The organism is Leptolyngbya sp. PL-A3 (assembly GCF_039962325.1).
GTDB lineage: Bacteria > Cyanobacteriota > Cyanobacteriia > Elainellales > Elainellaceae > Vacuolonema.
In genome coordinates, this window is record NZ_JAMPLB010000001.1 from 196,820 (window position 1) to 223,290 (window position 26,471).

Consider the following 26,471-nt stretch of genomic DNA (forward strand, 5'->3'; position numbering starts at 1 on the left):
TGTAGTGGGTGGAGTGCGAAGCACCCCACCCACTACACAAATACACTACAGATAGCGGGCTTGCGTAAGTCCTGTTGCAGTTCCAAAGGCTGTATTAAAAGCGTTAAGGGGTGGACTGCCACTCGGGGCTCAACTCCCGATAGTTGTAGTTAGTGGCTCCCGGATGGCAGGAGACACAACTGGCTAAAGAAGCACGGGGGACGTCCACATCGGGGTGTAGGGCCCGGAAGAAGCGGGAATCATCAATGCGTTGAGGTACTTCCTCATTGGCTCGAAGGGGCCGGGAAGAAAATTGCAAGTAGTTCCATACCAGATCCAGTACAGGGGATCGGAGAGGCGTAATCTGTGTTCCATAATGCTGTTCTTGCACGAGGATGCGACCCCAGGATTGAGTTGGCATCACGGCTGGAGATGGTGCAATGTGACAGGAGGAACATTCCCGCAGATAAACCTGTTCACCCAACTGAAAGCGTTCTGGGACGACGTCTAGCGACGCCACAGTAAATTCGGGCGGGCGGGTGGGCTCGCTGGCCTGAGCTAACCCCCACCCCAACCCTAGACTCCACAGAGCAACTATCAGAGCAACTCCCAGGGAAGACGGGAGAAATGGTCGCATCTTTTTTGGAAAAGATAGACGACCTGTAAGCTCGAAAATCCGGACGCGAAGCCAACTGAGCAATGAATACCTGCGCAAAACCACACCTCAACCAACGTAAAACGGATAACGCTCAAACTGAAAAAGTCAGCAATTCCTAACTATAATCTTTGCCTTTCTCAACGCAACTCTCGAGGAAACCGCTATTCTTTTGGATCAAATCGCTGCCCCTTGAATCACTAACTCTGTATCCAGTCTTCACTCTATCTTCGTCGGACACAGGTGTCTGAAAGGAGCAAGACGGCGGTCACCGCCAAAATGTTGCGGAAAAAGTCGTAGAGAAATCGCCATCAGGATAACCCGGTGGAGTGAGGAAGACGCCTAAGCGATTGATGTAATTTCAGTCATAATATTTCACATCAATTAACAGAGTTCTCTCGCACTATGGCTTCGGCCTCTGCTGTATTGTTCTTTACCTGCCCCTTTAGACCCCTACAGCAGCCTTCAAGAACAGTGTTTGATCAAGTCCTACCACGATACACAGGAATGGGAATCGGAAATGGAAAAAGCTACGGATTTTCGCCACGTACAGTTTCATCTCCACGAAGGGCTGAATCCTGGGACAGGTTCTCGCTCGGTGGATTTACATCAGCTTCAGGAATTGTTTCGAGTGGCGGCTTTCTGGGCAGCAGAGCGGACTCTGGAAGATTTGACGATCGCCATTACTAACAGTAAGCCTGTCGTGACCGCGTGGAATGGCGATCGCCAGATCGGCTTTGCCCGTGCCACTTCCGATGGGGTGTACCGAGCTACTATCTGGGATGTCGTTATTCATCCTGACTATCAGGGGGCTGGGCTGGGGCGCAAATTGGTTGAGACGGTGCTGATGCACCCGCACGTCAACCGGGCCGAGCGAGTTTATCTGATGACAACCAATCAGCAGCATTTCTACGAGCGCATTGGCTTCGAGGAAAACCAAACAACGACAATGGTATTGTTTAACAAACCTGTGACTGTAGCTCAACAAGACTGGTCAGCGGTAAACGAGCTGGCCCGTTGAGGTAGCATTCCCAACCTTTTTAACCTCAATTCGGGATCAGCCCAAGAGCCCTTTTCTGCGTACACATTGCGTACACAGAAAAGGGCTTTTTCGAGAGGCGTGCAAAGCGCACCTCTCGAAAAAGCCCTTAACCCGAACTCAGACTGCTTAGATCAATCAGGACTTACGCATTTAAGTTGTAGGTGGTGTGCTTTGCACACCACCTACAACTTAAATGCTCTAGGTATAGTGTACTTACGTAAGTCCTACCAATGATGGGTTGGATAGTGAGAGATGAAATACTCCTTCACAAATTATTCCCTTTTATTTCAGGGGGGTGTGAACCGCTACTCACTCGAAACAACGAAATACAGGGCGATCGCACCCTGTACTTCGTTGTTTTGAGTGCTAGTGCTGTATCGCTACATTAACTTTTTGGGGTTGATTAAAGAGTAACAGCGAAAAAATGGGAACTTTTTGGAAATCATTGGGGCCTGTGGTGAATCTACCCACAACCCTCAAAATTTAGCTGCCCACTTGTAAATCAAGGGGTCATTCCATGGACGCTACTCAACTCAAATCCTACCGCCAACTCGGGTTGGATCGGTTGGAACAACTCTTGCTTCAATTGCCCGCCCAAGCCAACGACGCCGATCGCTTTGTCGATAAAGCGATTCGCCAACTCTCCGGGTTACCTCCCGCCCCAACCGGAGCTCCTCCCTATCAGGGCATCTACAGTGCTGCCTTCACCTTTGAGCAATATCGGGATGGTGCAACTGATCGGCTGGAAGATCTGATGCTCAAGTTGCCCGCTCTCAATTCCCTTGATGGTGAAGTCGACAGCTGGATTCGGAAGCTGTCAGACTTACCCGAACGGCCAACGGGTAGTGACCCTTACGTACGGCTCTTTGTTCTCCGGGAAGACACTCCTGACGTTCCATCTATCACAGGCCCGGCGATCGCAACGCCCTCCAAAATTTATGTAACCTCCGACCAGATGTTCAAAATCATCGGGTCGACCCAGCATAGCGATCGCGTCAATGCTATGATGCCTGGCATTAACGTGACCCTGAAGCGCTTCAACATCAATACTCCGCTACGAATGGCCCACTTTTTCGGCCAAATTTTGCACGAAAGTGGCGGTTTCCGCTGGCTCCGGGAACTCTGGGGGCCAACCGATGCTCAAACCCGCTACGAACCTCCCTCCCGGCTAGCCCAAAATCTTGGCAATACCCAAGCCGGAGATGGCAAGCGCTATATGGGGCGCGGAGTAATCCAGCTGACTGGACGTGCCAACTATGCGCAGTTCTCTAAAGCCATGGGTGTTGATTTTCTATCAAATCCGGACCTTGTCGCATCCCCCCAATACGCTGTCACCGCCGCTGGCTGGTTCTGGGATACCCGCAACATCAATAAAGCTGCGGATCAGGATGACCTGCTAAAAGTAACCCGTCAAGTCAACGGCGGCAAAAACGGCCTCGCCGACCGAGAAAAATACCTGAAACGCGCCAAACAGGTTCTCGGCTGTTAAGCAACAACTGCACGAGAAAACAGTGAGGGGTGGCACAACGTGCCACCCCTCACTGTTTACAGCGCTTTGCGCCTGAATCCGCTACGGTTGTTTTTGTGAGAGCTACGCGGAGCGCAGCTCTCACAAAAACAACCAAATTTTCAGCGCTTGAAAAGCGCTGTAACCCACTACTGTTGACCTACAACATCACCCCAGCCTGATCCAAACCCCACAGATGTGAAGCGACCTAACACCACCTTTGCAAAACCTCCTTGCCTAGGGGGGCTGGGGGAGGGGCACCCCGTCCACCAGTCGGGAGGTTTGAAGGGCGACGCGCCTTCAAGCTAGATCTCTGCAACTAATTCAACGTCAGTTCGGGATAAGCCGGACCGCCCATTATTGCGTGCGCGACGCGCACGCAATAATGGGCTTTTTCGAGTGCCGCGCGAAGCGCGGCACTCGAAAAAGCCCTTAACCCGAACTGAGGTTAATTCACAATCCTTCGCTATTACCCTTCCCCATCACCGATAAGCTTTTGGGATGATTGCAATATACCCCATTGCTTAATCCGCAACAGCCGATTCCTGTGGAGCCGCCACCGATCGCACCACCAATGCCGTCGTCAACGCATCCACCACCCGCGCCGCCGGGAAAATCTCCATCTGCAACCCCGGAATATTCGCCTGCCCCGCCGGTACGATCGCCCGCTTAAACCCCAGCTTCATTGCCTCCCGCAACCGCAACTCCAGCTGAGACACTGGCCGCACCTGTCCTCCCAACCCAACCTCACCAATAATGACGGTTTCTGGGTCAACAATGCGATCGCGAAAACTAGCGGCTACGGCGATCGCCACTCCCAAATCCGCTGCCGGTTCCCCTACACTAATTCCCCCTGACGACGACACATAGGCATCCAACTTTGACAGGGGAATCCCCACCCGCTTCTCCAACACCGCTAGAATTTGCAGAAAGCGGTTGTACTCAATCCCCGTTGTAGAACGCCGAGGCGAGGGATAACTGGTGGGACTCACCAACGCCTGCAACTCCACCAGAAGAGGCCGTGTGCCCTCGCAAGCAACAATGGTAGCCGTACCGGGAGTTTCCTCATCCCGCGTCCCCAAGAACAACGCTGAGGGGTTCAAAACCTCTGCCAAACCCCGATTTACCATCTCGAATACTCCCAATTCCTGGGTGGCACCAAAGCGGTTTTTGACCGAGCGGAGAAGACGATGACTGGCGAAGCGATCGCCCTCAAAATACAGCACCGTATCCACGAGGTGTTCGAGCACTTTGGGACCGGCGATCGCCCCTTCCTTCGTCACATGCCCCACAATAAACAGCGAAATATGATTCCGCTTTGCCAACTGCATCAGTGCTGACGTACACTCCCGTACCTGCGCCACCGACCCCGGTGCCGAGGTTAACTGAGCGAAGTACAACGCCTGAATACTGTCGATGACTGCCACTTGAGGTCGAAGCGCCTCCAACTCCGCCAAAATCGTGTCTAGATCGGTTTCTGGCAACAAGTAAAGCTGAGAATCGGACTGTACTTCATCTGTCTTTTCATTCGGCTCCTCGGCTCGCCTGCTCTTCGGCTCCTCGGCTCCCACACCAACTCCCAACCGCTGAGCTCGCAGTTTCACCTGCTGACCGGACTCTTCTGCACAGACATAAAGGACTTGGTAGCTCTGGGCTAGGCGATTTGCCGCCTGAAGCAAGAGAGTCGATTTTCCAATACCCGGATCGCCACCAATCAAAACGAGAGAACCAGGAACAATCCCGCCACCGAGAACGCGATCGAGTTCGCCATAGCCTGAAGAAAGGCGAATTTGGGGATGGTCGGTGATTTGGTTGAGGGTGAGAGAGGCTAGGGGTTGCGATTGCCCTACGACCCCCACCGCGCCCCCACGTCCGGGCCGTACTGCTGTTCCCTTCCGAGTCGTACTTGCTGTTGTCGCAGGAGCAGCCTGTTCAATTAAGGTATTCCAGCTGCCGCAGAAGGAGCAACGACCGAAGTATTGGGCTGATGTTGCTCCACATTCATTACAAACGTAAACCGAGCGGGATTTTGGCATAGATTAAAACGAAAGATGTCAGGGGCTATGAAGGGGATCAACGCAAATTGGTTGACAATACTTAATCAAAACAACCAGAACAAAACTTATTGCAGCCGCTAAACTTTGTACAAATATTAAAAAAGGCTGAAATGTATGGTTCACCACATTTTCGACAATCTATGAAAAGTCAATTAAGCTACTATCTTTAGTGAAAGGGTGAAAGAAATTAACATCCAAAAGATTCGTTTCAAGGAGTGTTGAGTAAATTGGAGAACCACAAAGAAAAAATTCTGGTAGTCGATGACGAAGCCAGCATCCGTCGTATCCTTGAAACCCGTCTCTCCATGATTGGATACGACGTTGTCACCGCCGCCGATGGGGAAGAAGCGCTGGATACCTTCCGGCACGCTGACCCCGATCTCGTTGTGCTCGATGTGATGATGCCAAAGCTAGACGGGTACGGGGTTTGTCAAGAGCTGCGTAAAGAATCTGACGTCCCTATTATTATGTTAACGGCCTTAGGAGACGTTGCCGACCGGATCACCGGCCTTGAATTAGGGGCCGATGACTATGTCGTCAAGCCTTTCTCCCCAAAAGAACTGGAAGCCCGCATCCGCTCCGTTCTGCGCCGCGTCGAAAAGACGGGTACCACGGGTATTCCCAGCTCTGGCGTTATCCAGATCAATACAATTCGTATCGATACTAACAAGCGTCAAGTTTACAAAGGTGACGAGCGCATTCGGCTCACAGGTATGGAATTTAGCCTGCTAGAACTGCTAGTTGGTAAGTCCGGCGAGCCCTTCTCCCGCTCCGAAATCCTCCAGGAAGTTTGGGGCTACACTCCTGAGCGTCATGTAGATACCCGAGTCGTGGATGTACACATCTCCCGTCTGCGGGCCAAGCTGGAGGATGACCCCAGCAACCCTGAACTAATCTTGACAGCCCGTGGTACTGGCTATCTCTTCCAGCGAATTGTCCCACCTGGGGAAGAAAAAGTACTTGGATGAGCGATTTCTTCCTTCAAAGCCGTTAGGGGAGATCGTCCATCTGATAGAATTTTTGAGGTTTCTATCACTTCGAGCGAATGGGTTTAACTCGAGCACGGATCGCCGTTGATGCGATGGGCGGAGACTATGCCCCTTCAGAGATTGTCGCTGGGGCACTGAGGGCACAGGAAGAATTGGATGCCGACGTTCTGCTAGTCGGAGACCCTCAGCAGGTCAAAGCATCCCTGGAGCAACACAATGCTTCAGCAAATATGGAAATTATTCCGGCAGAGGGCGTCATCGAGATGCACGAGGAACCGCTTACTGGTATCCGTCGTAAGCCTCGTGCCTCCATTAATGTCGCAATGGATTTGGTGAAGCAGGGGCAAGCTGATGCGGTCGTGTCAGCGGGGCACTCTGGAGCAGCGATGGCTTCTGCTCTACTGCGCCTGGGGCGTCTACCAGGCATCGATCGCCCTGCTATTGGAGCGGTACTACCGACGATGGTTTCCAAGCCCGTGTTGGTGCTGGATGTTGGGGCCAACGTTGACTGCCGACCTAAGTTTCTAGAGCAATTTGCCCTGATGGGTCAGGTGTATTCCAAGTATGTGCTGGGTACTGCCGAGCCAAAGGTTGGCCTGATCAATATTGGGGAGGAATCCACCAAGGGAAATGATTTGGCCGTCCGAGCTCATCAGATGCTGCAAGACAACCCCCGTATCTCCTTCGTTGGAAATGCTGAAGGCCGAGATGTTCTGTCGGGGCATTTCGATGTGGTGGTCTGTGATGGCTTTGTCGGGAATGTGTTGCTGAAGTTCGCTGAAGCCATTGGTGAGGTGATGCTTCAAACCATTCGGGAGGAGCTGCCTCAGGGCCTCAATGGGAAACTTGGAACCATGCTGCTCAAGCCAAACCTGCGTCGCATTAAACAACGCATTGACCATGCCGAGCATGGCGGTGGCTTGTTACTTGGGGTCGCTGGGGTTTGTATTATTAGCCATGGCAGCTCCCAGGCTCCCTCCATTTTCAATGCTATCCGTATGGCAAAGGAAGCGGTTGATCACCGTGTCCTGGAGCGGATTCGTGCCCAATTTGAACAATCTGAATCAGTAGCGGCTGAGGGCCAAGCTCTCTCCCGGAGCACTGATCAACCAGAGGTTAACGAGTAATGCTGGAACGGTTCGGTGCAGGGGTAATGGTCACAGGATGTGGTTCCAGTGCCCCCGCTACAGTTTTGGATAACGACGCCCTTAGCCGGGTCGTAGAGACCTCTGACGAGTGGATCTCAAGCCGCACAGGCATCCGCCGACGGCGTATTGCTGGCCCTGAGGATTCGCTGCGATCGCTTGCTGCTACCGCAGGTCGCCAAGCCCTCGAAATGGCTGGGGTTGCTCCAGAATCTCTGGATCTGATTCTATTAGCGACCTCTACACCGGATGACCTGTTTGGCACTGCCTGTCAGATTCAGCACGAGCTGGGGGCCCCCCAGGCCGTTGCTTTTGATCTGACAGCGGCCTGCTCAGGCTTTGTTTTTGGCATGGTGACGGCTTCGCAATACATTCGCACTGGTGCCTATCGGACTGTGTTGTTGATTGGGGCGGATGTGCTATCTCGTTGGGTGGATTGGGGCGATCGCCGTACCTGTGTCCTCTTTGGGGATGGTGCTGGAGCTGTCGTTCTACAAGCAAGCGATACTCAGGACAATCTTCTAGGATTTGAATTGCGCAGCGATGGCACCCTTAATGGTTGCCTGAATCTGGCGTATCAGAGCGAAGCCCATGTCCTTAGAGATGAAGTCGAAGTCCGTAAGGGTACCTTCCACCCCATTACGATGAATGGTCAGGAAGTCTATCGCTTTGCTGTGCGGCGTGTTCCTGAAGTCATTGAAAAAGCTTTGTTCCGGGCCAATCTGACCGTCGATCAGGTAGATTGGCTGTTGCTACATCAGGCTAACCAGCGCATTCTTGATGCGGTTGCTGATCGTTTGGGCATCCCAGCAGAGCGGGTCATGAGCAATATGGCTGAGTATGGTAACACCTCGGCTGCCTCAATCCCTTTGGCTCTGGATACATGGGTGCGATCGGGTAAAGTGCAACCGGGTCAGGTGATTGTAACGGCAGGATTCGGAGCAGGTCTAACCTGGGGCTCATCTATTTTCCGCTGGGGCCGCTAAAGCCTGTTTTATAGGTAACGTTTGAAAAAATACATTTTGAGCAGGCCGCCGAGGCCTCATCTTTCGTGTGTAATGCGCACGAAAGACTTTTGTTTCAGCGCATGAAAGCCTGAGCCTTTGCTCTGAGCGGATAACTTTTCGAACGGAAACCTCTCAAGTGTTACCCATTCCGGTAGGATTTTTGGGGGAGCCTCTGGCTTTCATCCCTTAAGAATTTGTTTAGATTCAGGTTAGAGAAATGACGAATGCAGCGTGGGTGTTTCCCGGACAGGGATCACAGGCAATTGGCATGGGTGCTGATTTGATTGACCTGCCAGAGGGTAAGGCGCGTTTTGAGCAAGCTGAGGCCATTCTGGGTTGGTCGGTTCCCGAGATTTGCCAGAGCGAGGATGACAAGGTTTCCAAGACCCTCTACACCCAACCCTGCTTGTATGTCATTGAGGCTGTTTTGGTTGATCTGATGCGCCAACGAGGTCATCGGCCTACTGTTGTGGCAGGCCACAGCTTGGGCGAATACGTGGCCCTTTACGCGGCTGGTGTGCTCAGTTTTGAAGCGGGTCTGCAATTGGTCAAGCGTCGGGCTGAACTGATGGACACTGCCTCTGAGGGGGCAATGGCTGCCCTCATTGGCTTCGATCGAGAGCAATTGGAGCAGCAAATCGCCCAGACCCCCGATGTCGTACTTGCCAACGACAACAACTCCGCTCAGGTTGTGATTTCGGGAACCCCTCAGGCTGTCGATGCTGTAATGGCTAACGTGAAATCAAAGCGGGCCGTAAAACTAAATGTTAGTGGTGCGTTTCACTCGCCACTGATGGCAGATGCCGCGAGCGAATTTCAGCAAATTTTGGATAGCATCTCGTTCCAAGATGCGTCCGTACCTGTACTGTCTAATGTAGATCCAACACCTGCAACCGACGCGTCGGTGCTCAAGGATCGTCTCTCCCAACAAATGACGGGTTCGGTACGGTGGCGCGAAATTTCCCTGCAACTTCCTCAAGAAGGGGTGGAGCAGGTGATCGAGATTGGCCCTGGTAAGGTGCTGACTGGTTTGGTGAAGCGTACCAGTCCTGATTTAGCTTTAGAGAATGTGGGGTCGATCGCTGACCTCGAGCGCCTGAGCGTTTAAACCCTAAATGAGCGTGGGTAGCGCCTGCGTTCATGGCATTTCTTGTTGTACTTAATTGTAGAGTTACCGTGAGCCGCGATCGCGAACCCTGGCCCAGTCTTGCCCTTTACCACCTGTTCAAATGGTCGGTGGTCGCTCCCACGCTGGGTATTTATTTTCGGGGAAAGGTTTACGGCGCTGAGAATGTGCCTCGCAACGGGCCACTGTTGATTGTGGCAAACCATGCCAGCGACTTTGACCCGCCGCTGCTCTCCTGTAGTGTGCGTCGCCCAGTGTCCTACATGGCAAAGGAGGAACTGTTCAAGGTGCCGATATTGAAGCAGGCGATCCGGCTGTACGGAGCTTACCCGGTGAAGCGGGGGTCTGCAGATCGGAGCGCAATTCGGGCTGCGATCGCACAACTTGAAGCAGGCTGGGCGGTTGGTGTGTTTCTCTCGGGTACGCGCACTCCCGATGGCCGTATTTCTGCAGCCAAGCTAGGGGCCGCCATGATTGCTGCCAAAACTCAGACCCCTTTGCTCCCGGTCAGCCTTTGGGGAACTCAGAACATCATCCCCAAAGGAGCCAGGTTTCCCCAACCCGTTCCCCTAACCATTCGCATTGGCGAAGTCATTCCTCCTCCCGTTTCAGGCGAACGAGAAGTCCTGGAAGCGGTAACCCAAAAATGCGTGGAAACGATTCACGGGCTGCATGATCTACAGCGCTGAGAGGCTGTAGATCATGCCAGCAGTTCTCAGTATGGGCCTCAAAGCCAAGAGTTCGCGCCCGTAGGGCGCGAACTCTTGGCTTTGAGGCCCATACTGAGAACTGCTGAGATCATGCAGCAAAACCATCAGGGCTTACGCAAGTTCAGTATATTGAGAGCATTTGTGTCGGGTGTGCTTTGTACACCACACCCGACACAAATGCGTAAGTTCTGACCATTTTATTGGGACAAGAAGAGTGGTGAAGCACAACGCTCCGCCCCACCTGTCTTGAATGGCTGCAGCTATTCAAGACAGGTGGGATAGGGTGAAGTACTAAAAAGGTAAAAGTGTTATGACCAGGCTGGGTGGGTGAGTAGTGAGGCCATGACGCGGACACCTCGGAGTTGATTTGAGAGAGGTAGATGCCCCCGGGGAGCTGATAGATCCCAGATAAATTCTTTAGGATAACGCGTCCATGTGTTGCCGCTCTTCCAGCCAATCATCGGCCATAGCTTGTCCCAATTTTTACCTGTACCGAGCCATAATTCCCGCTGTACTGAAAAGCCGAATTTGCCTTCAGAGTAAACGCGCCAGAGGCGATCGAGGGTCTGCAGGTCTTCGCTGGGAAATTGTTCGACCTCAGTAAAGTAGAGCCAGCCACGTTTTACGGCCGTATCACCTGCCAACTCACACAGCTTTGCCAGCGTGGTACGGTCGGCCTCTTCGAAATCTCGTTGGGCTAACAGCTGAGCAATGGGACGGTAATCAACAGAGGCTTGAGAACGGAGCTCCACAACCCCTTCTACCAAGTGCTTGCCTACAAATGCCTCAGTTTTTGGGGTTTTAGCGGCCACCAGTAATTGATGCACTTTCCCATCTGTAGGAGCTGCGGGCATACCCTGCCGTTCTAGGCACCACTCCATCAGAGCATCCAGACCTGCCTCGCCCTTATCGGCCAGATCCTGAACCAAGCGCAGTTGGTTTTTCTCAGATTCCGACCGTAGCCGGGTTAAAAACTCATTCATAAATTCGGTAGGATTTGGTTCAGCGGCATCATCCTGAGATGTGGTGGGATAGTTTTGCCCAATTTGCCCCTCAACCATGATGACTGTGGATACCTTAGTAACGCGCGAATGAACGACAGGTTAGCAACCTGCCATTCTTCACTTTAGCGGGAAAGGGGAACGTTTCAAGGCTTTCAGGAAGGATTTCTGCCTAGAAGATGCTTGAAACGTTGTTTTTTAGATAGATAGAGGCCAGGAACCAGGGACTACAACTCCGATTCATCAAGGGATTCGGGGGGTTGATAGCCATGCTCAAAAGCATACCGAATCAGCTGTAGACGGTTTTCGAGCCCCAGCTTGCTGAGAATATTGCTGAGGTGCGTTTGTACGGTACGAGGGCTGACAAAGAGGCGATCGCCAATCTGCTTATTGGTATAGCCCTTGATCACTTCCCAAAACACCTTTTCCTCTGCTGGCGTTAGTGGAAGAGGTCGTAGGGCTGTAGGTGGTGCAGGGCTAGGAGTAACCAGAGCGTTTTGCTGCATCAGCCGTACGATCTCTGAGTTGACCCGGCGCGATCGCTCTAACTGGGCTTCAATTTTGGCCACCAGTTCCTTTAACTCGAAAGGCTTGACCAGATAATCATCCGCTCCAGTTTGATGGCCTTCTACCCGGTCTTCCAGTTCCTTACGGCTGGAGAGAAAGATGAAGGGCACCAATTGCCCCATTCGTGTAGCTCGAAGGCGGCGGCAGAATTCTAGCCCATCCATTTCAGGCATCATGACGTCTGACACGACTACATCGGCGGGGTCGCTTTCAAAGATTGTGAGCGCTTCTAACCCCGACCGCGCCTCTTGCACCACATATCCACGATTTTGCAGATAGCGGGTTAAGGCTGTTCGCAATGTTGCGTCATCATCAACAATCAATATCCGTTTCATTCGAGTATCAGCATGGCTCCTGCCGCACTCTGTAGTTAAAACAAAGGGGTGTTAAATCGGCTTGAAAAATATGATTCGCCTTGCGAACCGTCCTCATGTCCATCTATCCCTACATTTCATTGTGTTGGTCTGGAATGGCTATGGGTGGTTTCAAGGTTAAATATTTTCAAAGGGAAGGATATACAATGCCTAACCCGATTGGAATACATACCCCGCAGGCAGGTTATTGTTTGAAACCATAAGCATAACGCAATGGCTGAACAATCGTTCATTTTCCTGTTAACCCATAACCATAGAGCCTGTACTCATGATAAGGAGTGAAGTAAGGCTCCCACTTCTGACTGGTACGCTGAGTTGGAAATCCATTGCCTATGTTTTTGTGTGGGGTGCGAAGCACCCCACACAAAAACATAGGTCGTGTTAGGCCGCAGCCTACTAGGAGTACAGGCTGTGTGGCAGCTACTCTATAAGAGGAATCTTTCTGAACGCAGTCTTACAGCATTTTTCGAACTGAGGGGCGTGGGACGAAGTCTGGCATCCCGCTCAGTTCGAAAAGGGGTATAGATTAGCGGCGAGTTATCTATTCATGACTGTTGTTAATGAACAGCTTGCATTGGATAGGTTCTCTAAATTGAGGGCAGAACATCTGCAATCGGCACCCCTTTGGGGCTATCATGCCTCATGTTCGACGATCCTAATACCTCTTCCCGTCTCGGCTTATGTACGAAAAAATTACGCCTCCCACGCAGGGCTCTCGCATTACCTTTGAAAATAATGAACCTGTAGTGCCGAACGACCCCATTATTCCGTTCATTCGTGGGGATGGGACGGGGGTAGATATTTGGCCTGCGGCACAGCGGGTCTTTGATGCAGCGGTAGAAAAAGCCTACGGGGGCGAACGCCACATCGTCTGGTTTAAGGTCTATGCCGGCGACGAAGCCTGCGACCTCTACGGCACCTATCAATATCTCCCCGAAGATACGTTAGAGGCCATCCGTGAGTTTAAAGTGGCCATTAAAGGACCGCTAACGACCCCCATTGGTGGAGGCATTCGCTCCCTCAATGTAGCTCTGAGACAAATCTTTGACCTGTATGCTTGCGTCCGCCCCTGCAAGTATTACGACGGTACTCCCTCACCCCACAAAACTCCTGAAAAGCTGGATGTTATTGTTTATCGGGAGAACACGGAAGACATCTACTTGGGGATTGAGTGGAAACAGGGAAGTGAGGTGGGCGATCGCCTCATCAAACTGCTTAACGAAGACCTTATCCCTGCCACTCCGGAACACGGTAAGAAGCGCATTCCCCTGGATTCTGGTATTGGTATTAAGCCCATTAGTAAAAAAGGGTCGCAGCGCCTGGTGCGCCGTGCCATTATGCATGCCCTGCGGTTGCCTCAAGAGAAGCAGCAGGTCACCCTGGTGCACAAGGGCAACATTATGAAATACACGGAGGGGGCGTTCCGAGATTGGGGCTATGAGCTAGCCCAGACGGAATTCCGCAACGAGTGTGTGACGGAACGGGAATCCTGGATTCTCAGCAATAAGGAGAAGAATCCCGACATCAGTCTGGAAGATAACGCCCGGATGATTGAGCCGGGGTATGACAACCTGACTGCTGAGAAGAAAGCCCAGGCCTGTGATGAGGTGCAATCTGTGCTGGATGCCATCTGGGAAACCCATGGCAATGGCCAGTGGAAGAACAAGGTGATGGTGAACGATCGCATCGCCGATAGTATCTTCCAGCAAATTCAAACCCGCCCCGATGAGTACTCCATTCTGGCAACGATGAACCTGAATGGGGACTACCTGTCCGATGCGGCAGCGGCGATCGTTGGCGGATTGGGTATGGGGCCTGGGGCAAACATTGGGGACGAAGCTGCCATTTTCGAGGCGACCCACGGTACCGCTCCCAAGCATGCTGGGTTAGATCGGATTAACCCCGGTTCGGTCATCCTTTCGGGCGTAATGATGCTGGAGTACATGGGCTGGCAGGAAGCCGCAGACCTGATTAAAAAAGGGATTGCCGCAGCTATTTCCAATCGGGAAGTCACCTATGACCTGGCACGCCTGATGGAGCCTCCGGTTGAGCCACCATTGAAGTGCTCGGAGTTCGCTGAAGCTATTATCCGTCACTTCTAGGGCATTCGTTTTCCCAGGAGGGTAGGCGCGAAGCATTCAGTAGAATTTACCGGGAAGCTGGAATGGTCTACTGAATGCTTTCCCCTGACAAGGGTTAGCACTCTATCTCTTCTGCTGTACAGCAATTCTCATTTTGAAATCAGGCCCGAGAACCGCGCGCCAAAGGCGCGCGGTTCTCGGGCATCAAAGCCAAGAGTTCACGCCCGTAGGGCGTGAACTCTTGGCTTTGATGCCCATACTGAGAATTGCTGTCTGCTGTATTTATTCATATCCCACGAAGACTAAAGCCGATATAGTGAAACATGGCCCGCGCGCTTCATCATTTGGGCCTGATTCACCCTTTATCTGGAGCTAAGAACTATGGAATATAGCGGCTCAATTATTCCCCCTCGAGGTAGCAACCCCGTCGAAGCTTTTCTATCGCCGCCGCAGGAATCTCTCCTGATTGATTCCTCGTTATCGAGCATCAAACCTCAAACCCATACAACCATTTTGGGAAGCTCCGTCTTTCACACCAACGATCATCAGACCCCCCTGCCAACCTTTCTTCCCCCATCTGCCCCCTCCCGCTCGGATGTGCCTCATGTCTCGATTTTGCCAGAGGGCAGTATTGCCCAGGGCATTCCACCCCAGAGCCACACATCAATTCTGACACCAGGGCTGTATGCTCCTATTCCTCCCCAAAAATTGCCCAATCTAGTGAGGCCTATGCCAAGCAAGCATTAGGACCGCCTCAAGAGTTGTTTTGCGTGCGTGAATTGTACGAAAAACAACCCTTCTGAGTAGCTTTCAAGTACGCCTTAGCACTAAAACTGATCAATACAGATTGTGCGTGGTGCGTCGTACCGCGCACAATCTGTTTGGGTCTTTAGAAGGGATTAAGACACATGGGTGACCACCTCGACAGGCGCGGTTTTTTGAAGTTTGGGGCTGGAGTCGTGGTGGGAGCGCTCGCCACAGCCTCTACGGATCAGATTATCGATGCAACCTCAGGGTTGGAACGTTCTCTTCGCGATCGCGATTTTAGCGTTGAAGGTTCTCAGTCACTTCAGGCCCGAGCTCGGGACAAGAATCTCATCTTTGGTGCATCCACTACCGCTCGTCCCATCCGGGAAGATGCGGTCTATGCCCAGCGGTTTGCCCAGGAGTGCGCCATGCTGGTGCCTGCCAATGAGCTGAAGTGGCAGGCTTTACGTCCAACCCCCACAACTTATAACTATGAGCGGGGCGATCGCCTGATTCACTTTGCCCAGAAACACAACATGATGCTGCGCGGTCATACCCTGGTGTGGCACCAGGGTTTACCGCCCTGGTTTAAGGACACTGTTCATGCCAATAATGCTGAGCGGTTTATGGCAGACCATATCCAGACCGTGGTATCACGATATGCCGGGCAAATGCATTCGTGGGATGTGGTGAATGAGGCGATCGCTCCGGGGCAGGGGCAAGCGCGGGGACTTCGCAATACACCCTGGCTCCGGTTAATGGGTGAAAGCTATATCGAAAAAGCATTTCGGCTAGCCCATGAGGCTGATCCAAAAGCCTTGCTGTTCTACAACGACTTCAATCTAGATTTTGCTAACCCCAAGGATGAGAAAAAGCGGGTTGCAGTCCTGCAATTAATCGAACGTTTGTTGGATAAGGGAGTTCCTATCCATGGTTTGGGGACCCAGGCTCACTTGAATGCAGCCAAGTTGCAGCAAATTCATGCTGGCAAGCTACGGCAGTATTTTGGCCGCATTGCTCGTTTAGGCTTGAAAGTTATGGTGACAGAGCTGGATGTAATTGACCAGCAGTTACCCCGAGATATTGATTTACGCGATCGCTACGTCGCGGCTACCTATGAAGACTATTTGACGATCCTGCTACAGGAAGCAGCTGTTATTGGGGTGATTACCTGGGGATTAAGCGATCGCTACACCTGGTTGTCTGGGGAAAAACCTCGCCGAGACGGTCTCCCGGTACGGCCCCTTCCCTACGACCAGAACCATCGGCCAAAACTTGCCTGGAATGCCATTGCGCGGGCGATCGCCCAGGCCCCCCCTCGCCAGGTCTCCCAGTCGTAATATAGCGCTGTGCACGTTGATTAAGTGCGGTGGTGTGGGGCACTTCGTGCCCCACACCACCGTTGCTGTACTTAACGCACTTGCACATTGCTATATCTTCAGGACTGATGCAATGTTGCGTGTGGTGTATTTGCACACCACACGCAACATTGCATCAGTCCTCATTTATCGAGATGCACGGTACAGCAGGAAAAGCCCTGCACTGAAAGCGAAAAGGTTGGGGAACCAGGCTCCAAAGCTTGGCGGAATGACTCCAACCTGGGCGATCGCCCCCGTCAAGAATGCAATTAAATAATAGGCGAAGAGCAGCACAATACTGACTGCAAAAGCTGTTGCCCGGCCCGTACGACGCAGTTGTGCCCCAAGGGCCGCTCCGACAAGCCCAAAGGCGATGCAGGTGAAGGGCAAGGCGTACTTTTGTTGGATGCGGACCTCTAATTCCCGGATTTTGTCAACGTCACCGCTCTGTTTCATTACGTCAAGGTAATCCAAGGATTGGGCAATGTTCATCTCGCCGTAATCACGGGATTCTGTCGCCAGATCCAAGGGGCCTCGAGGAATTTGAAGCGTTTGCTGCTTAAATTTGATGATGTTTCGGAACGAACCGTCTGGAGAAACGGCATAGATCGTCCCATCCTGAAAATTCCAAACACTGGTCTCAGGGTCCCAAACGGCCGTTTTCGCACTGATAATCTGGCTGAGTTCACCTCGGGAGAAATCCAGGATTGTCAGTCCCCTCATCTGTTGGCCGTCGAACTCTTTGGCGTAAAAGAGGCGAGACATCATTTCGCCCTCTCGACCATTGGGACGCAGCACTTTATCAAATTCTTGATAAAGAATATCTTCTTCGCGAAAATTGCGATCAGCGCGATCTAAAGCTCGGTTGAGGGTCGTTTTCGCCCGGTAATTCGCAGCAGGTACCAGGTTTTCGTTGAAGAGGAATAACAGACCCGTCAGCAGCACGCAAAACACCATGACCGGGATGATCATGCGGTAGACCGTTACACCACAGCTTTTAAGTGCGACTAATTCGCTATCGCTGGAGAGGCGGCTGAAGGTGAGTAGAGCCGAGAGCAGCGCTGATGTGGGGAAGGAATAGGCGATGAACTGGGGAATGTTCAGCAACATTACCTGCATCGCGTCTGTAATCGGCAACCCCTTATCAATGACCTGGTTAACCAGGTAAAACAGGTTACCGAGGGAGACTCCAAGAGCAGTAAAGATGCCGACTCCAAACAGAAAGGGAACCAGCAATTCGCTAAATAAATAGCGATCCATCACGGAGATGCGGAAGAGGCGATCGCTCCAGGACAACGGTTGCGGCGAGTTAGAAATGCTGGTAGCCATAACAAAAAGTTTTGAATGTGCGAACCGTTAAACTTGAAACGCCTCTCCCAGGTAATACTGTCGTACCAGGGGGTTGCGATAGAGTTCCTGGGTGGTACCGTAGGCAAGAATTTGGCCGTCGCGCATGATATAAGCACGATCGGTAATCGCCAGGGTTTCCCGGACATTGTGGTCGGTAATCAAAATGCCCATTTGGCGATCGCGTAACCGGGCGATGATCGTTTGAATCTCGGCAACGGCAATCGGATCAACTCCAGCAAAGGGCTCATCCAGCAGCAAAAATTTGGGACCGTCAGGACCCGAGGCCAAAGCCCGGGCAATTTCGGTACGGCGACGCTCTCCACCGGAAACACGGCTACTGAGGGTATCGGCCACCTTTTCTAAACGAAATTCTTTGAGCAATTTGTACAGGCGATCGCCCTGCTCATCTCGGGGAACTTGAGTTTGCTGCAACACCAGTAGGATATTGTCTCGCACGGTCAAGTTGCGAAAGACACTGGGTTCTTGTGCTAAATAGCCGATGCCTAGACGAGCCCGTTCAGGCATTGGCAGCGAGGTAATATCTTGATTGTTGAGGGAAACACGCCCGGTATCCGGCCTTTCGATACCCGTCACCATATAGAAAGTGGTGGTCTTTCCGGCTCCGTTTGGCCCCAATAGCCCAACGATTTCTCCCTGCGCGACCGACAGATTGACCCGGCTCACGACTGCTCGCTTGCCGTAGGATTTATGGATATTTTCCAGCTGGATCTTCAAGGGCGTACCCCAGTCATACGGTGCCAAGACTGTCTTTGTGATTTTACCAGCAGGTTGGCCCCGGCGACCTGAACAGGTGTTTTGTCAATCGCTAGACTTCAAAAATATTGAGGGGCCGAAGACCTCTCAAGATTTTTAAAGAAGCTAGGGATTGCTCGTCGGCCCCTTAAAATCTGGTTTTGGATTGAAGCCATCGGCCGGGGGAGCAGCGGCACCTGGAACCGTCTCCGGCAGGGTGTTATCTGGCACCAGGTAAATGGTTTCGACCTGTTCACCCTGGTCGGGGAAGGCCACAAATCGCCCTTCATCTAGCAGGTATGTAATGGCTTCTCCGCGCATACTGTTGCCTGCTTGCAGCACATAAACATCGCCTGTGAGTACAATGCGACGCTCTCGGCTGAAGTATTGTGCCTGCACAGCGGTAGCTTGCATTTGGCGGGCAGGATAGAAGATGCGCACATTACCTCGAGCTGTGACGACCCCTGTGATGGAGTTCGCTTCCTGGATGTCAGATTCCAGGCGCAGGGGTTGACGAGCTTCGGGATCAACGGCCGGGGCAGTCTGGGCGATCGCCTCCGACAATTTCGCGGGCATGAACCCAACTCCCACAACGGTAGTCAGCGTAGCTATCGCGAGCCCGGCAGCGCAGCGACGACGAAATAGTTGAGCCATAGGGAACGGAGACTTCATAGAAGAACTCGAAGAGAAGCCAGACCGAATATTGGACGATGAAATGCGTTCTGAATCCGTCAGAATCGCGTTTTCATCATACACTGATTCTCTTTACGAGGCGGACAGGTGAGATCCCGGACGTTAGACAATGGCCTTGGGTTCCAGGGAAGCTCACGGCCTCATATCAAATCTCAAAAACCTTTTTAACCGAAGTTTGGGTGAAAGGCTTTTTCGATGTGTACTTAGGCTTATCCCAAAGTGAGTTTCAATTAAATCGGAAGGGAGGGAAGTGTTCTAGACGGTGGATGGGATGTGGAAGGGGCACGAAATGTCCCTTCCACACCCCATCCATACGTTTGAAACAGACTGAAAGGAATTTAGGAGATTTCTGAGAAACAATTTCCCCATTATTTGGAAAAAAGGCGCGGCGAAGCCGCGCCTTTTTTCCAAATAATGGGGAAGTTCTTATCTGGAAATCTCCTTAGTGTTCTAGGGCAGGTGAGGTGTCACCCTGAGCTGCTCGGGTAACCCTGGGCAGAGAAACCTCAGAATGCTTCCCTGCAAGCAGGCTCTGCCAGAACTCTGGTAGGCTCTCCGGCGGCAGGGATTGCAGCACCACAAGCAAGCCATAGCCCGTCTCCAAAAGGCTTTCTACATCCACATCAGCATAATCGGGTTGATAGGGTCTCAGCCTCTTCATGCCCTCCCCGAGAAGAATGGCTGCCCCCCGGCCATTGCCATTGCCCAGGTGATACAGAGCTACAGCCATTTGTAGAATGCCCTGGTAGAAAGTGCGGTGTGGTTCTGACGCTTCCATCCAAATAGCCTCAAGGGTATCGTGGCAGGCGTAATACTCGCCCTGATTGAACTCGTCGATACCTTGCCAAAATTCGACTGGGATGGGGTCATCCATGCTGCGATGTCTCCAGAACTATGGACCTCTGCTTTCCAATTATCTCAGTTCATCTAAAGTGTCATGGTTCAAACCTGTGGATAGGGTGTGGTGAAAGGGGCATAACGGCTCCCTTCACCACACCCTATCCACAGCTCTAGAACACTACCCCAATGAAATGTAGAGTAAAGACAATTGGTTAGGTTTGAGCCTGGAAGTGCTTTATCGGTTTGCTTCCAACATCTTAACGGTAAAAGAATGGGGTCTACTCCCCCTATCCCAGGAGGTTCGTAATGCGACAAACACAATGGATCTGGAACATTCTTTTGGTGGGGTTGGTTGCCCTGGTATGGATTGGGGGAGTCCTACCTGAAGCGGCAGTGGCGCTCGCCAGCCCCGCTAACCAGAACATGGTGACTGATGTAACCGTTCACCTGGGTACTGAAGCTGGAGACCTCAAATTTGTACCCGACCACCTGGAGTTTTCAGCAGGTAAGCGTTATCGCCTGACCCTCGATAACCCCAGTTCTCTGAAGCACTATTTCACCTCGAAGGACTTTGCTGACGGTATCTGGACCCAGAAAGTCGAAGCAGGCAACGTAGAAGTGAAAGGGGCAATCCATGAACTGGAACTGAAGCCAGGTGCCGTGGCAGAATGGGTGTTTGTGCCCTTGAAAGCTGGCACCTATCAGCTGAAGTGTACCGTTGCAGGACACGCTGAAGGTGGCATGGTGGGCGAGCTTGCGATCGCCCCCTAATCTTGCAAGGGGTGGTTCTGTACGCTGCGTAGCGCCACTCTTGCTGATCGTCAGCGGATTCGGAATAACTTGCGTTACTTTAAAAATGGGCCGGTTTAACTTTGCCATCCCACCAAAAATTGCCCACCCTACCTGTACTGACACTCCACCCCCTGTCTGCTATTACCCATGAATTTCCTCACCAATCTGCTTTCCCTGCCCACACCACCGCCCCGTGTTACCAACCAGGGCCGCCGTATCGAAATTAAAAATGCTGAGGAAATCGCTATCATGCGGCAGTCAGGCCGCATCGTTGCGACTGTGTTAAACGAGATCGCGGCGATGGTGGAGCCGGGTATGACCACAGCAGATCTGGATGCTCATGCTGAGCATCGCATTCGCGAGATGGGAGCAACCCCAAGTTTCAAGGGATATCATGGCTTTCCGGGGTCTATTTGTTCCAGTATTAACAATGAAGTCGTGCATGGTATTCCCAACCGCCGCAAGGTAATTCGCAAAGGGGATGTGCTCAAGGTCGATACCGGCGCTTACTTCCAGGGCTTTCATGGTGATTCTTGCATCACGATTGCAGTCGGTGAAGTTTCAAAGCCAGCGGCAGAACTGATTAAGGTAGCGGAAGAAGCCTTATACAAAGGCATTGAGCAGGTGAAGCCCGGTAATACCCTGATGGATATTGCTGGGGCGATCGAGGATTATGTCAAACCCACAGGTCTCCATATCGTGGAGGACTACACCGGACATGGTGTTGGGCGCAATCTGCACGAAGAACCTTCGGTGTTCAATTACCGCACCAAGGAGCTGCCCAATGTGAAGCTGAAACCGGGCATGACTCTGGCGATTGAGCCGATTGTCAATGTGGGCAGTAAGTTTACCAAGACCTTGAGCGATCGCTGGACCGTGGTAACGGTCGATCGCTCCCTCTCAGCCCAGTTTGAACATACGGTTCTGGTGACCGCAACGGGTTATGAAATTCTGACCGATCGCACTCAGCTATAGTCGTTCTATTCATACAAAATACTGAGAGCATTTGTGCCGGGTGTGGTGTACGAAGTACACCACACCCGGCACAAATATGTAAGTTCTCTTACAGTCGGCCTGTCAGCCGATACACCTCTTCAGCGACTCGCTTTAAGCGCCGCAATTGCGCGTGCATATCTTGCTGTGTCCATCGAGCTGCAAAGGTATTGAAACCGAAGCGAACAACGGGGTTCGGAATTTTGAACTCGAAGCGGTTGACCAGCCGAGTTCCCTGCTCATTAGGCTGACACTCCCAGCGATCGCGCCCTTCAAAGAATCCTGAAAACTGCCACACCACCAGACCTGGTTCCCGTTCCACCACCGTGCTGATCAGTGCCGGATGCACTAGCGGCACCTGAATCACAAAGCGGCTTTTGCTGTCCAGTTCGGTAGACCAGGTTCCCAGAGCTTCACACCGCAGCGCAGGATTTAACCAGCGGTGCATCAATGTCAGATCGGTAAAGCACTGCTCCACTGACGTCGCACTCGCATTGACTTGAATGGACTGCTCAAACACCTGATAGCTGGCCATCCGCTTACGACTCCTACTGCCGACCTTGGCGCGGCTCGTTTTCCAGCGGCGCGTCCGAGGGATGCCGACGTTGTAAATCCAGCTTTGTCCGTAGTTCATCTTTAATCCGACTGAGAATGGAGGCTTCGTCCAGAGAATCCAGGATGGTCTTGACCACCGTTTTAGGGCCTTCAGGTCCCCAAGATGCACCGTTTCCCAGGTAAACCTTGGCTACTTGGCCAATAGCGTAGGTCGAAACCCCAGCTACTGCGGCCTGCGTTAAGGCCACTGAGACATAGGGAGCTAGAGACAGCCCGCCTGTGGCAGGAGCTGCTGCTCCCAGTAAACTCTTCAGGGATCCTAATCCCAGGGTAACGAACAGTTCACTGAATGTGACACCCCCCAGGCCAATGGCGATGGTTTTCAACAGCGAAGTGGCACCTCTTTGAGTCATGGGTAACCCATAGAGGTTCGATAGTGCCAGAATCATCGCTACGTCGATAACGGCACTACTCACGACATCAACCAGCATGATGGGGTTGAGGGCGATCGCTACCGCCTTTGCCATAACGCTGTTCCAGATCACCTGGTTAGCACTGCGATCGCGAATCTCCAATTTGCGCTGTACCAGACGGTCGTTCACATCGTTTGCAAACAACATCGAGTTCAACGCTACCAGGGATTTTCCTTCTCGATGGAGAACCTCCAAAATTTTGAGCTTGACGGTATCTACTTGAGCCTCTCCCCGCTGCATCTGCATTGCCAGGGTGCCGTCGGGCCGACGTACGCCTGTCGCGACCATGGGGGCCGCCGAGGCCATGACGATCTCATCAGGAGACAGCAGTTCTCGCACCCGCTCATCCCGAATCTTCTCGTAAATCGCCAGCCGATCGGCATCGGGGTACTGGTCAATTTTGTTGAATACCAATAGCATCGGTTTACTAGCCTGCCGTAACTGTGACAGTGCCTCGTATTCCACTCGGGTCATATCGCCCGACACCACAAACAGAATGAGATCGGCTTGACGGGCTACCTGATGGGCCAAAAACTCTCGGGTCTCTCCATCCACCTCATCAATACCGGGGGTGTCGATAACCTGGATCTGAGAGCCGCCTGCACCCGTTAAAGAGACACGCACGATGGGGCGATCGCTTCCTGCAAGCGCTTCCTTCTGCACCGTCCAGTTCGCCGTTTCTACGCCTTGGGTTACTCCATGAATTGGCCCTGTTCTAAAGACGGGCTGTCCAATCAAGGCGTTGAGCAGGGAGGATTTACCCCGCCCTACCATCCCAAAGACGGCAATATTCACAACCTGGTGTTCTAGTTTCTCCAACAGGTTTTGTAGGCTATGGATGTCTGGCTCCAGGCCGCTACGCTCGCGTGCCGTCAAATCTAAATTATTGACCAGATCTCGTAGAGCATTACGAGCGCGTTCGTAGTGCAGGTTCGATTGAATATCGCGGAAATCGCCAAGGATCGACTCCAGGTCCCGATCGATCGCTGTGGCATCAGGGGGAGAGTTAAAGCGCCCAGTCTGCTTCTCTGGCTCGGGTATCGATGCCGAAAAACTCACAACCCTATCCTCCCGGCGACGTGAACACTCAAAGAGTGGTTTCTATCAGCACACATTAACCGTAGAACCCACTCTTTAAGCCTATCGTCTAATGCATTGCTTCTGGGGTCGTAGAACCCGTACAGAATTAGGTTGTAAAGCAGAGAAACGCCGATCATCCGGTCCCTATATCTAGCCTTTGTCGCATTTAATTAGGGCATTAGGGGCAAGTGGGAGAACTGCTCTCACTTGCTCCCCAAATTTCCTAACTAAATGCGACACTAGAGCATGTTTTAAAACTGACTAAAAGGGTCATTTTTTGTGCGCCAAGCGCACGAAAAATGACTTTAAAACAGCCTCTAGTAATAAGACAATGCCCCCCATCAATCTGGAGGGCTACGGAGGAGTGCGATCGCCTAAAAGCAGATCTCATCCAGGTAGACCATGGGCTGATGAGGGGCACCGAGAACAAGCAGCTAGAGATTAACGATAACGACGCTTGCGACGAGCCATTACCGCTTTACGCTTACGCTTTTCGAGCGGCGTTTCAAAATGACGATGGCTCTTTACATCGGCCAGGATTCCAGCCTTGGAAACCTGACGCTTAAACCGACGCAATGCAGATTCGATCCCCTCGTTTTCTCCTAAGACCACTTGGGTCATGCGAAACACTCCTTGACAATGGACTCTAAGATTGTGGACTTTTTTCAGAATAGCGGATACAAAACCTAAAATAACGATTTTCCGTCAACACCCCGCTGCTCTATCGACAGAAACACATCGAACCAGAATAACCTTACACATTTTACCGGATCTCATCCGGTTCAAACGACCCTGAATGTCGCGCCTGCAATAGATTTTGCTGTAGGTCTTTATAAGTTCAGCCTGCCTAGTGATCTGTCAATGTTTAAGTGTGAGGTTACCCCTCACTTCAACATTAAATTTAGGAAATTTAAGGAGTTTTTGGGGGGTTGTAGGCCTCTCAAAAATTCCTTGACAGAGTACTAATAAAAATCCGAGAAAAGCACAAAGCCTTCCTCGGATTTCTCAGTAAACAAGCTTTCAATACTTAACGAATAAAAGACAAATCGATGGAACCAAAGTTTGCACTTAGAGCGAGATGCAAATTCTCCATAGCCATCACGAGCCACTGCACCATATCCCGCGTGTGCTCTTCGTAATGGGAGAATAGAATCGAGAAACGCCGCTCTAAAACGGGCTTCACCTTGCGGCACAGCAGGACGATCTTGAGCAGAATTCCTGTGGTAAGGATAGGGCCAAGGTTTGTCAGCAAATCCACAAACACAAAGTGATTAGGGGACTGGAAGCTTTCTACCACCAGGAAGTTAAAAAGCTGACTACAGGTTCGCACCATGAGGAAATCATTCAGCTTCTGGTTATTGCTGTCGGGCAGAATGGAATCCAGATGTGTGCTCAGTTGCTTGTTAAACTTGCGGCGCCCGTAATCCCCTCCCACCGAAACAGTGATGTAGTCGTACAAATCATCTTTGAAGTTGCGGAAGGTCTGATTGTGCGTACTCTGCACCAGGAAACTATGGGCAATGTCTTTGTAGGAGCGGGAACCGTCTACCCGGCCTACATAATGCTTGATAGCCTGCTTAAACTCTTGCTCACTCAGTAATGTCGGGTTTGCGACTGGCTGAATGATCCGGGGAGAAGGAGTGGTTAGAACGCGAGAAACGGCTTCAGACTGAGCCCGGCGCACCTGATAAGTGACGTATTGGGACAAGTCAATTTCGAATTTCCGCTGCATCTCAACCTGAATTTGCCGCACTGTACTCTGATGCTCAGAGGTGGCATCCTCGCTGAGCAGACAGTGCTCATAGAGGTAAGGGTAGCGGCGAATCAGAGTACCCAGGGTACGATTCGTAGGGGTTGCTTCGGCAGCCTGAGAGAGCACCTCGGCTAGACGATGGAGCGTATGATACTGTTCAGTTTCGGTGAATTGTCGAATTAAATCGCGCTGACGTTTAAAGGATCTGGCGCGAGTCCGGGTGCTGACATAAGCTGAGGTAGAACTCACCTCAAACAGTTCCATTAGCTTAGGAATGGCCATCTGGTGCGAGTGATTGGCCTGCCAACGGTTCACTAAAATGTGGCAGCAACGATTGAGTACGAAGCGAAACTCGTCGGCGGCTGCACGCGATCCTACAACCCGTTCCAGAGACGCCATGATCTCAGGATCAGGATAGTTTGTTCCCTCAATGAAGAGAGAGCGGAATCGCTCCAGCATTTCCTCGGGCGTTTCCTTATCAATCCAGTGGAGCAGATGGTCGTAGATCCGCTGCTCATCGGGAGTTATGTGTCGATGTAGTCTTCCACTTACTGCTGCTGTCACCTCAGCACTCCCCTCTGTCCTAAATGAGTAACCTTCTTTATCCGTTAACCAACTGATAGATCACATCAACCTTGCTCTATGCCGTGTGGTTTTCCTCGCGATCGCTCCTAAATTCAATTTCGACTTCACACCATCTCATAGTTCACCTCTTTACACAAGGCTTTTTGTGACACCGAAAATGAATAAAGGAGCCACCGCCAACACACAACTGTGATGGTAGGGCACATTGCTGAATCTGTTATGTATCCAATAGTACGTGAGCTCCGATCAAGCCCATGTG

The 26,471-nt window shown here is 51.9% G+C and carries 24 protein-coding genes; 12 read left to right on the forward strand and 12 right to left on the reverse strand.

Annotated features, from left to right (window positions below; all coding sequences use genetic code 11):
- Nucleotides 1-103: 103 nt before the first annotated feature.
- On the reverse strand, nucleotides 104-616 hold the full coding sequence (locus NDI52_RS00790; protein WP_190789383.1) for a cytochrome C: 513 nt from the start codon (nucleotides 614-616) through the stop codon (nucleotides 104-106).
- A 538-nt stretch (nucleotides 617-1,154) separates the two neighbouring features.
- On the opposite strand from NDI52_RS00790, the gene NDI52_RS00795 reads away from it, so the two are divergent.
- Together NDI52_RS00795 and NDI52_RS00800 are read left to right on the forward strand one after the other, a co-directional pair.
- Nucleotides 1,155-1,655, forward strand: a complete 501-nt coding sequence (locus NDI52_RS00795) for a GNAT family N-acetyltransferase (protein WP_190772465.1) — start codon at nucleotides 1,155-1,157, stop codon at nucleotides 1,653-1,655.
- A 538-nt stretch (nucleotides 1,656-2,193) separates the two neighbouring features.
- Entirely contained in the window at nucleotides 2,194-3,165 is a 972-nt protein-coding gene (locus NDI52_RS00800; protein WP_190772466.1) for a glycoside hydrolase family 19 protein, read from the forward strand.
- Nucleotides 3,166-3,707: 542 nt separating this feature from the next.
- Here the strand turns inward: NDI52_RS00800 and radA are convergent.
- On the reverse strand, nucleotides 3,708-5,219 hold the full coding sequence (gene radA, locus NDI52_RS00805) for a DNA repair protein RadA (RefSeq protein ID WP_190772467.1): 1,512 nt from the start codon (nucleotides 5,217-5,219) through the stop codon (nucleotides 3,708-3,710).
- 236 nt (nucleotides 5,220-5,455) lie between these two features.
- On the opposite strand from radA, the gene rpaB reads away from it, so the two are divergent.
- The 5 genes from rpaB to NDI52_RS00830 all read left to right on the forward strand — a co-directional run bounded on the left by rpaB (nucleotide 5,456) and on the right by NDI52_RS00830 (nucleotide 10,196).
- Nucleotides 5,456-6,208: a response regulator transcription factor RpaB gene (rpaB, locus tag NDI52_RS00810; protein ID WP_190772468.1), complete on the forward strand. Its 753-nt coding sequence runs from the start codon at nucleotides 5,456-5,458 to the stop codon at nucleotides 6,206-6,208.
- Nucleotides 6,209-6,285: 77 nt separating this feature from the next.
- Nucleotides 6,286-7,356: a phosphate acyltransferase PlsX gene (plsX, locus tag NDI52_RS00815; RefSeq protein WP_190772469.1), complete on the forward strand. Its 1,071-nt coding sequence runs from the start codon at nucleotides 6,286-6,288 to the stop codon at nucleotides 7,354-7,356.
- Nucleotides 7,356-8,360 carry a beta-ketoacyl-ACP synthase 3 gene (locus NDI52_RS00820; RefSeq protein ID WP_190772470.1) on the forward strand — a complete coding sequence of 335 codons (1,005 nt, stop codon included), beginning with the start codon at nucleotides 7,356-7,358 and terminating at the stop codon, nucleotides 8,358-8,360. The genes plsX and NDI52_RS00820 overlap by 1 nt, the downstream gene beginning before the upstream one ends.
- Nucleotides 8,361-8,598: 238 nt before the next feature.
- Nucleotides 8,599-9,489 (forward strand): ACP S-malonyltransferase, encoded by an 891-nt coding sequence (gene fabD, locus NDI52_RS00825; protein WP_190772471.1) that lies wholly within the window; start codon nucleotides 8,599-8,601, stop codon nucleotides 9,487-9,489.
- Nucleotides 9,490-9,521: 32 nt separating this feature from the next.
- Nucleotides 9,522-10,196: a lysophospholipid acyltransferase family protein gene (locus NDI52_RS00830; protein WP_190772472.1), complete on the forward strand. Its 675-nt coding sequence runs from the start codon at nucleotides 9,522-9,524 to the stop codon at nucleotides 10,194-10,196.
- A gap of 329 nt (nucleotides 10,197-10,525) precedes the next feature.
- Here NDI52_RS00830 and NDI52_RS00835 read toward each other — a convergent pair whose 3' ends face one another.
- Together NDI52_RS00835 and NDI52_RS00840 are read right to left on the reverse strand one after the other, a co-directional pair.
- Complete coding sequence (locus NDI52_RS00835) at nucleotides 10,526-11,200, reverse strand: GUN4 domain-containing protein (RefSeq protein WP_190774705.1); 675 nt, start codon at nucleotides 11,198-11,200, stop codon at nucleotides 10,526-10,528.
- A gap of 245 nt (nucleotides 11,201-11,445) precedes the next feature.
- Complete coding sequence (locus NDI52_RS00840) at nucleotides 11,446-12,120, reverse strand: response regulator transcription factor (protein WP_190774699.1); 675 nt, start codon at nucleotides 12,118-12,120, stop codon at nucleotides 11,446-11,448.
- 719 nt (nucleotides 12,121-12,839) lie between these two features.
- On the opposite strand from NDI52_RS00840, the gene NDI52_RS00845 reads away from it, so the two are divergent.
- The 3 genes from NDI52_RS00845 (at nucleotide 12,840) to NDI52_RS00855 (ending at nucleotide 16,327) form a co-directional block, all read left to right on the forward strand.
- Entirely contained in the window at nucleotides 12,840-14,261 is a 1,422-nt protein-coding gene (locus NDI52_RS00845; protein ID WP_190774700.1) for an NADP-dependent isocitrate dehydrogenase, read from the forward strand.
- Between the two features lie 360 nt (nucleotides 14,262-14,621).
- A complete protein-coding gene (locus NDI52_RS00850) occupies nucleotides 14,622-14,987 on the forward strand; it encodes a hypothetical protein (protein ID WP_190774701.1) in 366 nt (121 codons plus the stop codon).
- Nucleotides 14,988-15,148: 161 nt separating this feature from the next.
- Entirely contained in the window at nucleotides 15,149-16,327 is a 1,179-nt protein-coding gene (locus NDI52_RS00855) for an endo-1,4-beta-xylanase (RefSeq protein WP_190774702.1), read from the forward strand.
- A 165-nt stretch (nucleotides 16,328-16,492) separates the two neighbouring features.
- On the opposite strand, the gene NDI52_RS00860 is transcribed toward NDI52_RS00855, so the two are convergent.
- From NDI52_RS00860 to NDI52_RS00875, 4 genes are all read right to left on the reverse strand, one after another.
- The gene (locus NDI52_RS00860; protein ID WP_190774703.1) at nucleotides 16,493-17,674 is read right to left on the reverse strand and encodes an LptF/LptG family permease; all 1,182 of its coding nucleotides are present in this window, start codon (nucleotides 17,672-17,674) and stop codon (nucleotides 16,493-16,495) included.
- A 27-nt stretch (nucleotides 17,675-17,701) separates the two neighbouring features.
- Nucleotides 17,702-18,430, reverse strand: coding sequence for an LPS export ABC transporter ATP-binding protein (gene lptB, locus NDI52_RS00865; RefSeq protein ID WP_190774704.1), 729 nt, complete (start codon nucleotides 18,428-18,430; stop codon nucleotides 17,702-17,704).
- A gap of 144 nt (nucleotides 18,431-18,574) precedes the next feature.
- The gene (locus tag NDI52_RS00870; protein WP_242035779.1) at nucleotides 18,575-19,120 is read right to left on the reverse strand and encodes an LptA/OstA family protein; all 546 of its coding nucleotides are present in this window, start codon (nucleotides 19,118-19,120) and stop codon (nucleotides 18,575-18,577) included.
- 463 nt (nucleotides 19,121-19,583) lie between these two features.
- On the reverse strand, nucleotides 19,584-20,015 hold the full coding sequence (locus NDI52_RS00875) for a DUF309 domain-containing protein (RefSeq protein WP_190775612.1): 432 nt from the start codon (nucleotides 20,013-20,015) through the stop codon (nucleotides 19,584-19,586).
- A gap of 272 nt (nucleotides 20,016-20,287) precedes the next feature.
- Here NDI52_RS00875 and NDI52_RS00880 point away from each other — a divergent pair, with 272 nt between their 5' ends.
- The gene (locus NDI52_RS00880; RefSeq protein ID WP_190775611.1) at nucleotides 20,288-20,752 is read left to right on the forward strand and encodes a cupredoxin domain-containing protein; all 465 of its coding nucleotides are present in this window, start codon (nucleotides 20,288-20,290) and stop codon (nucleotides 20,750-20,752) included.
- Between the two features lie 168 nt (nucleotides 20,753-20,920).
- Complete coding sequence (gene map, locus NDI52_RS00885) at nucleotides 20,921-21,748, forward strand: type I methionyl aminopeptidase (protein WP_190789384.1); 828 nt, start codon at nucleotides 20,921-20,923, stop codon at nucleotides 21,746-21,748.
- 88 nt (nucleotides 21,749-21,836) lie between these two features.
- On the opposite strand, the gene NDI52_RS00890 is transcribed toward map, so the two are convergent.
- The 4 genes from NDI52_RS00890 to NDI52_RS00905 all read right to left on the reverse strand — a co-directional run bounded on the left by NDI52_RS00890 (nucleotide 21,837) and on the right by NDI52_RS00905 (nucleotide 26,191).
- Entirely contained in the window at nucleotides 21,837-22,301 is a 465-nt protein-coding gene (locus NDI52_RS00890) for an SRPBCC family protein (RefSeq protein WP_190775609.1), read from the reverse strand.
- A gap of 13 nt (nucleotides 22,302-22,314) precedes the next feature.
- On the reverse strand, nucleotides 22,315-23,835 hold the full coding sequence (locus NDI52_RS00895; RefSeq protein WP_190775619.1) for a DUF697 domain-containing protein: 1,521 nt from the start codon (nucleotides 23,833-23,835) through the stop codon (nucleotides 22,315-22,317).
- 480 nt (nucleotides 23,836-24,315) lie between these two features.
- Nucleotides 24,316-24,495, reverse strand: a complete 180-nt coding sequence (rpsU, locus tag NDI52_RS00900; protein ID WP_190775608.1) for a 30S ribosomal protein S21 — start codon at nucleotides 24,493-24,495, stop codon at nucleotides 24,316-24,318.
- Between the two features lie 406 nt (nucleotides 24,496-24,901).
- Nucleotides 24,902-26,191 (reverse strand): hypothetical protein, encoded by a 1,290-nt coding sequence (locus NDI52_RS00905; protein WP_190775607.1) that lies wholly within the window; start codon nucleotides 26,189-26,191, stop codon nucleotides 24,902-24,904.
- Nucleotides 26,192-26,471: the final 280 nt, after the last annotated feature.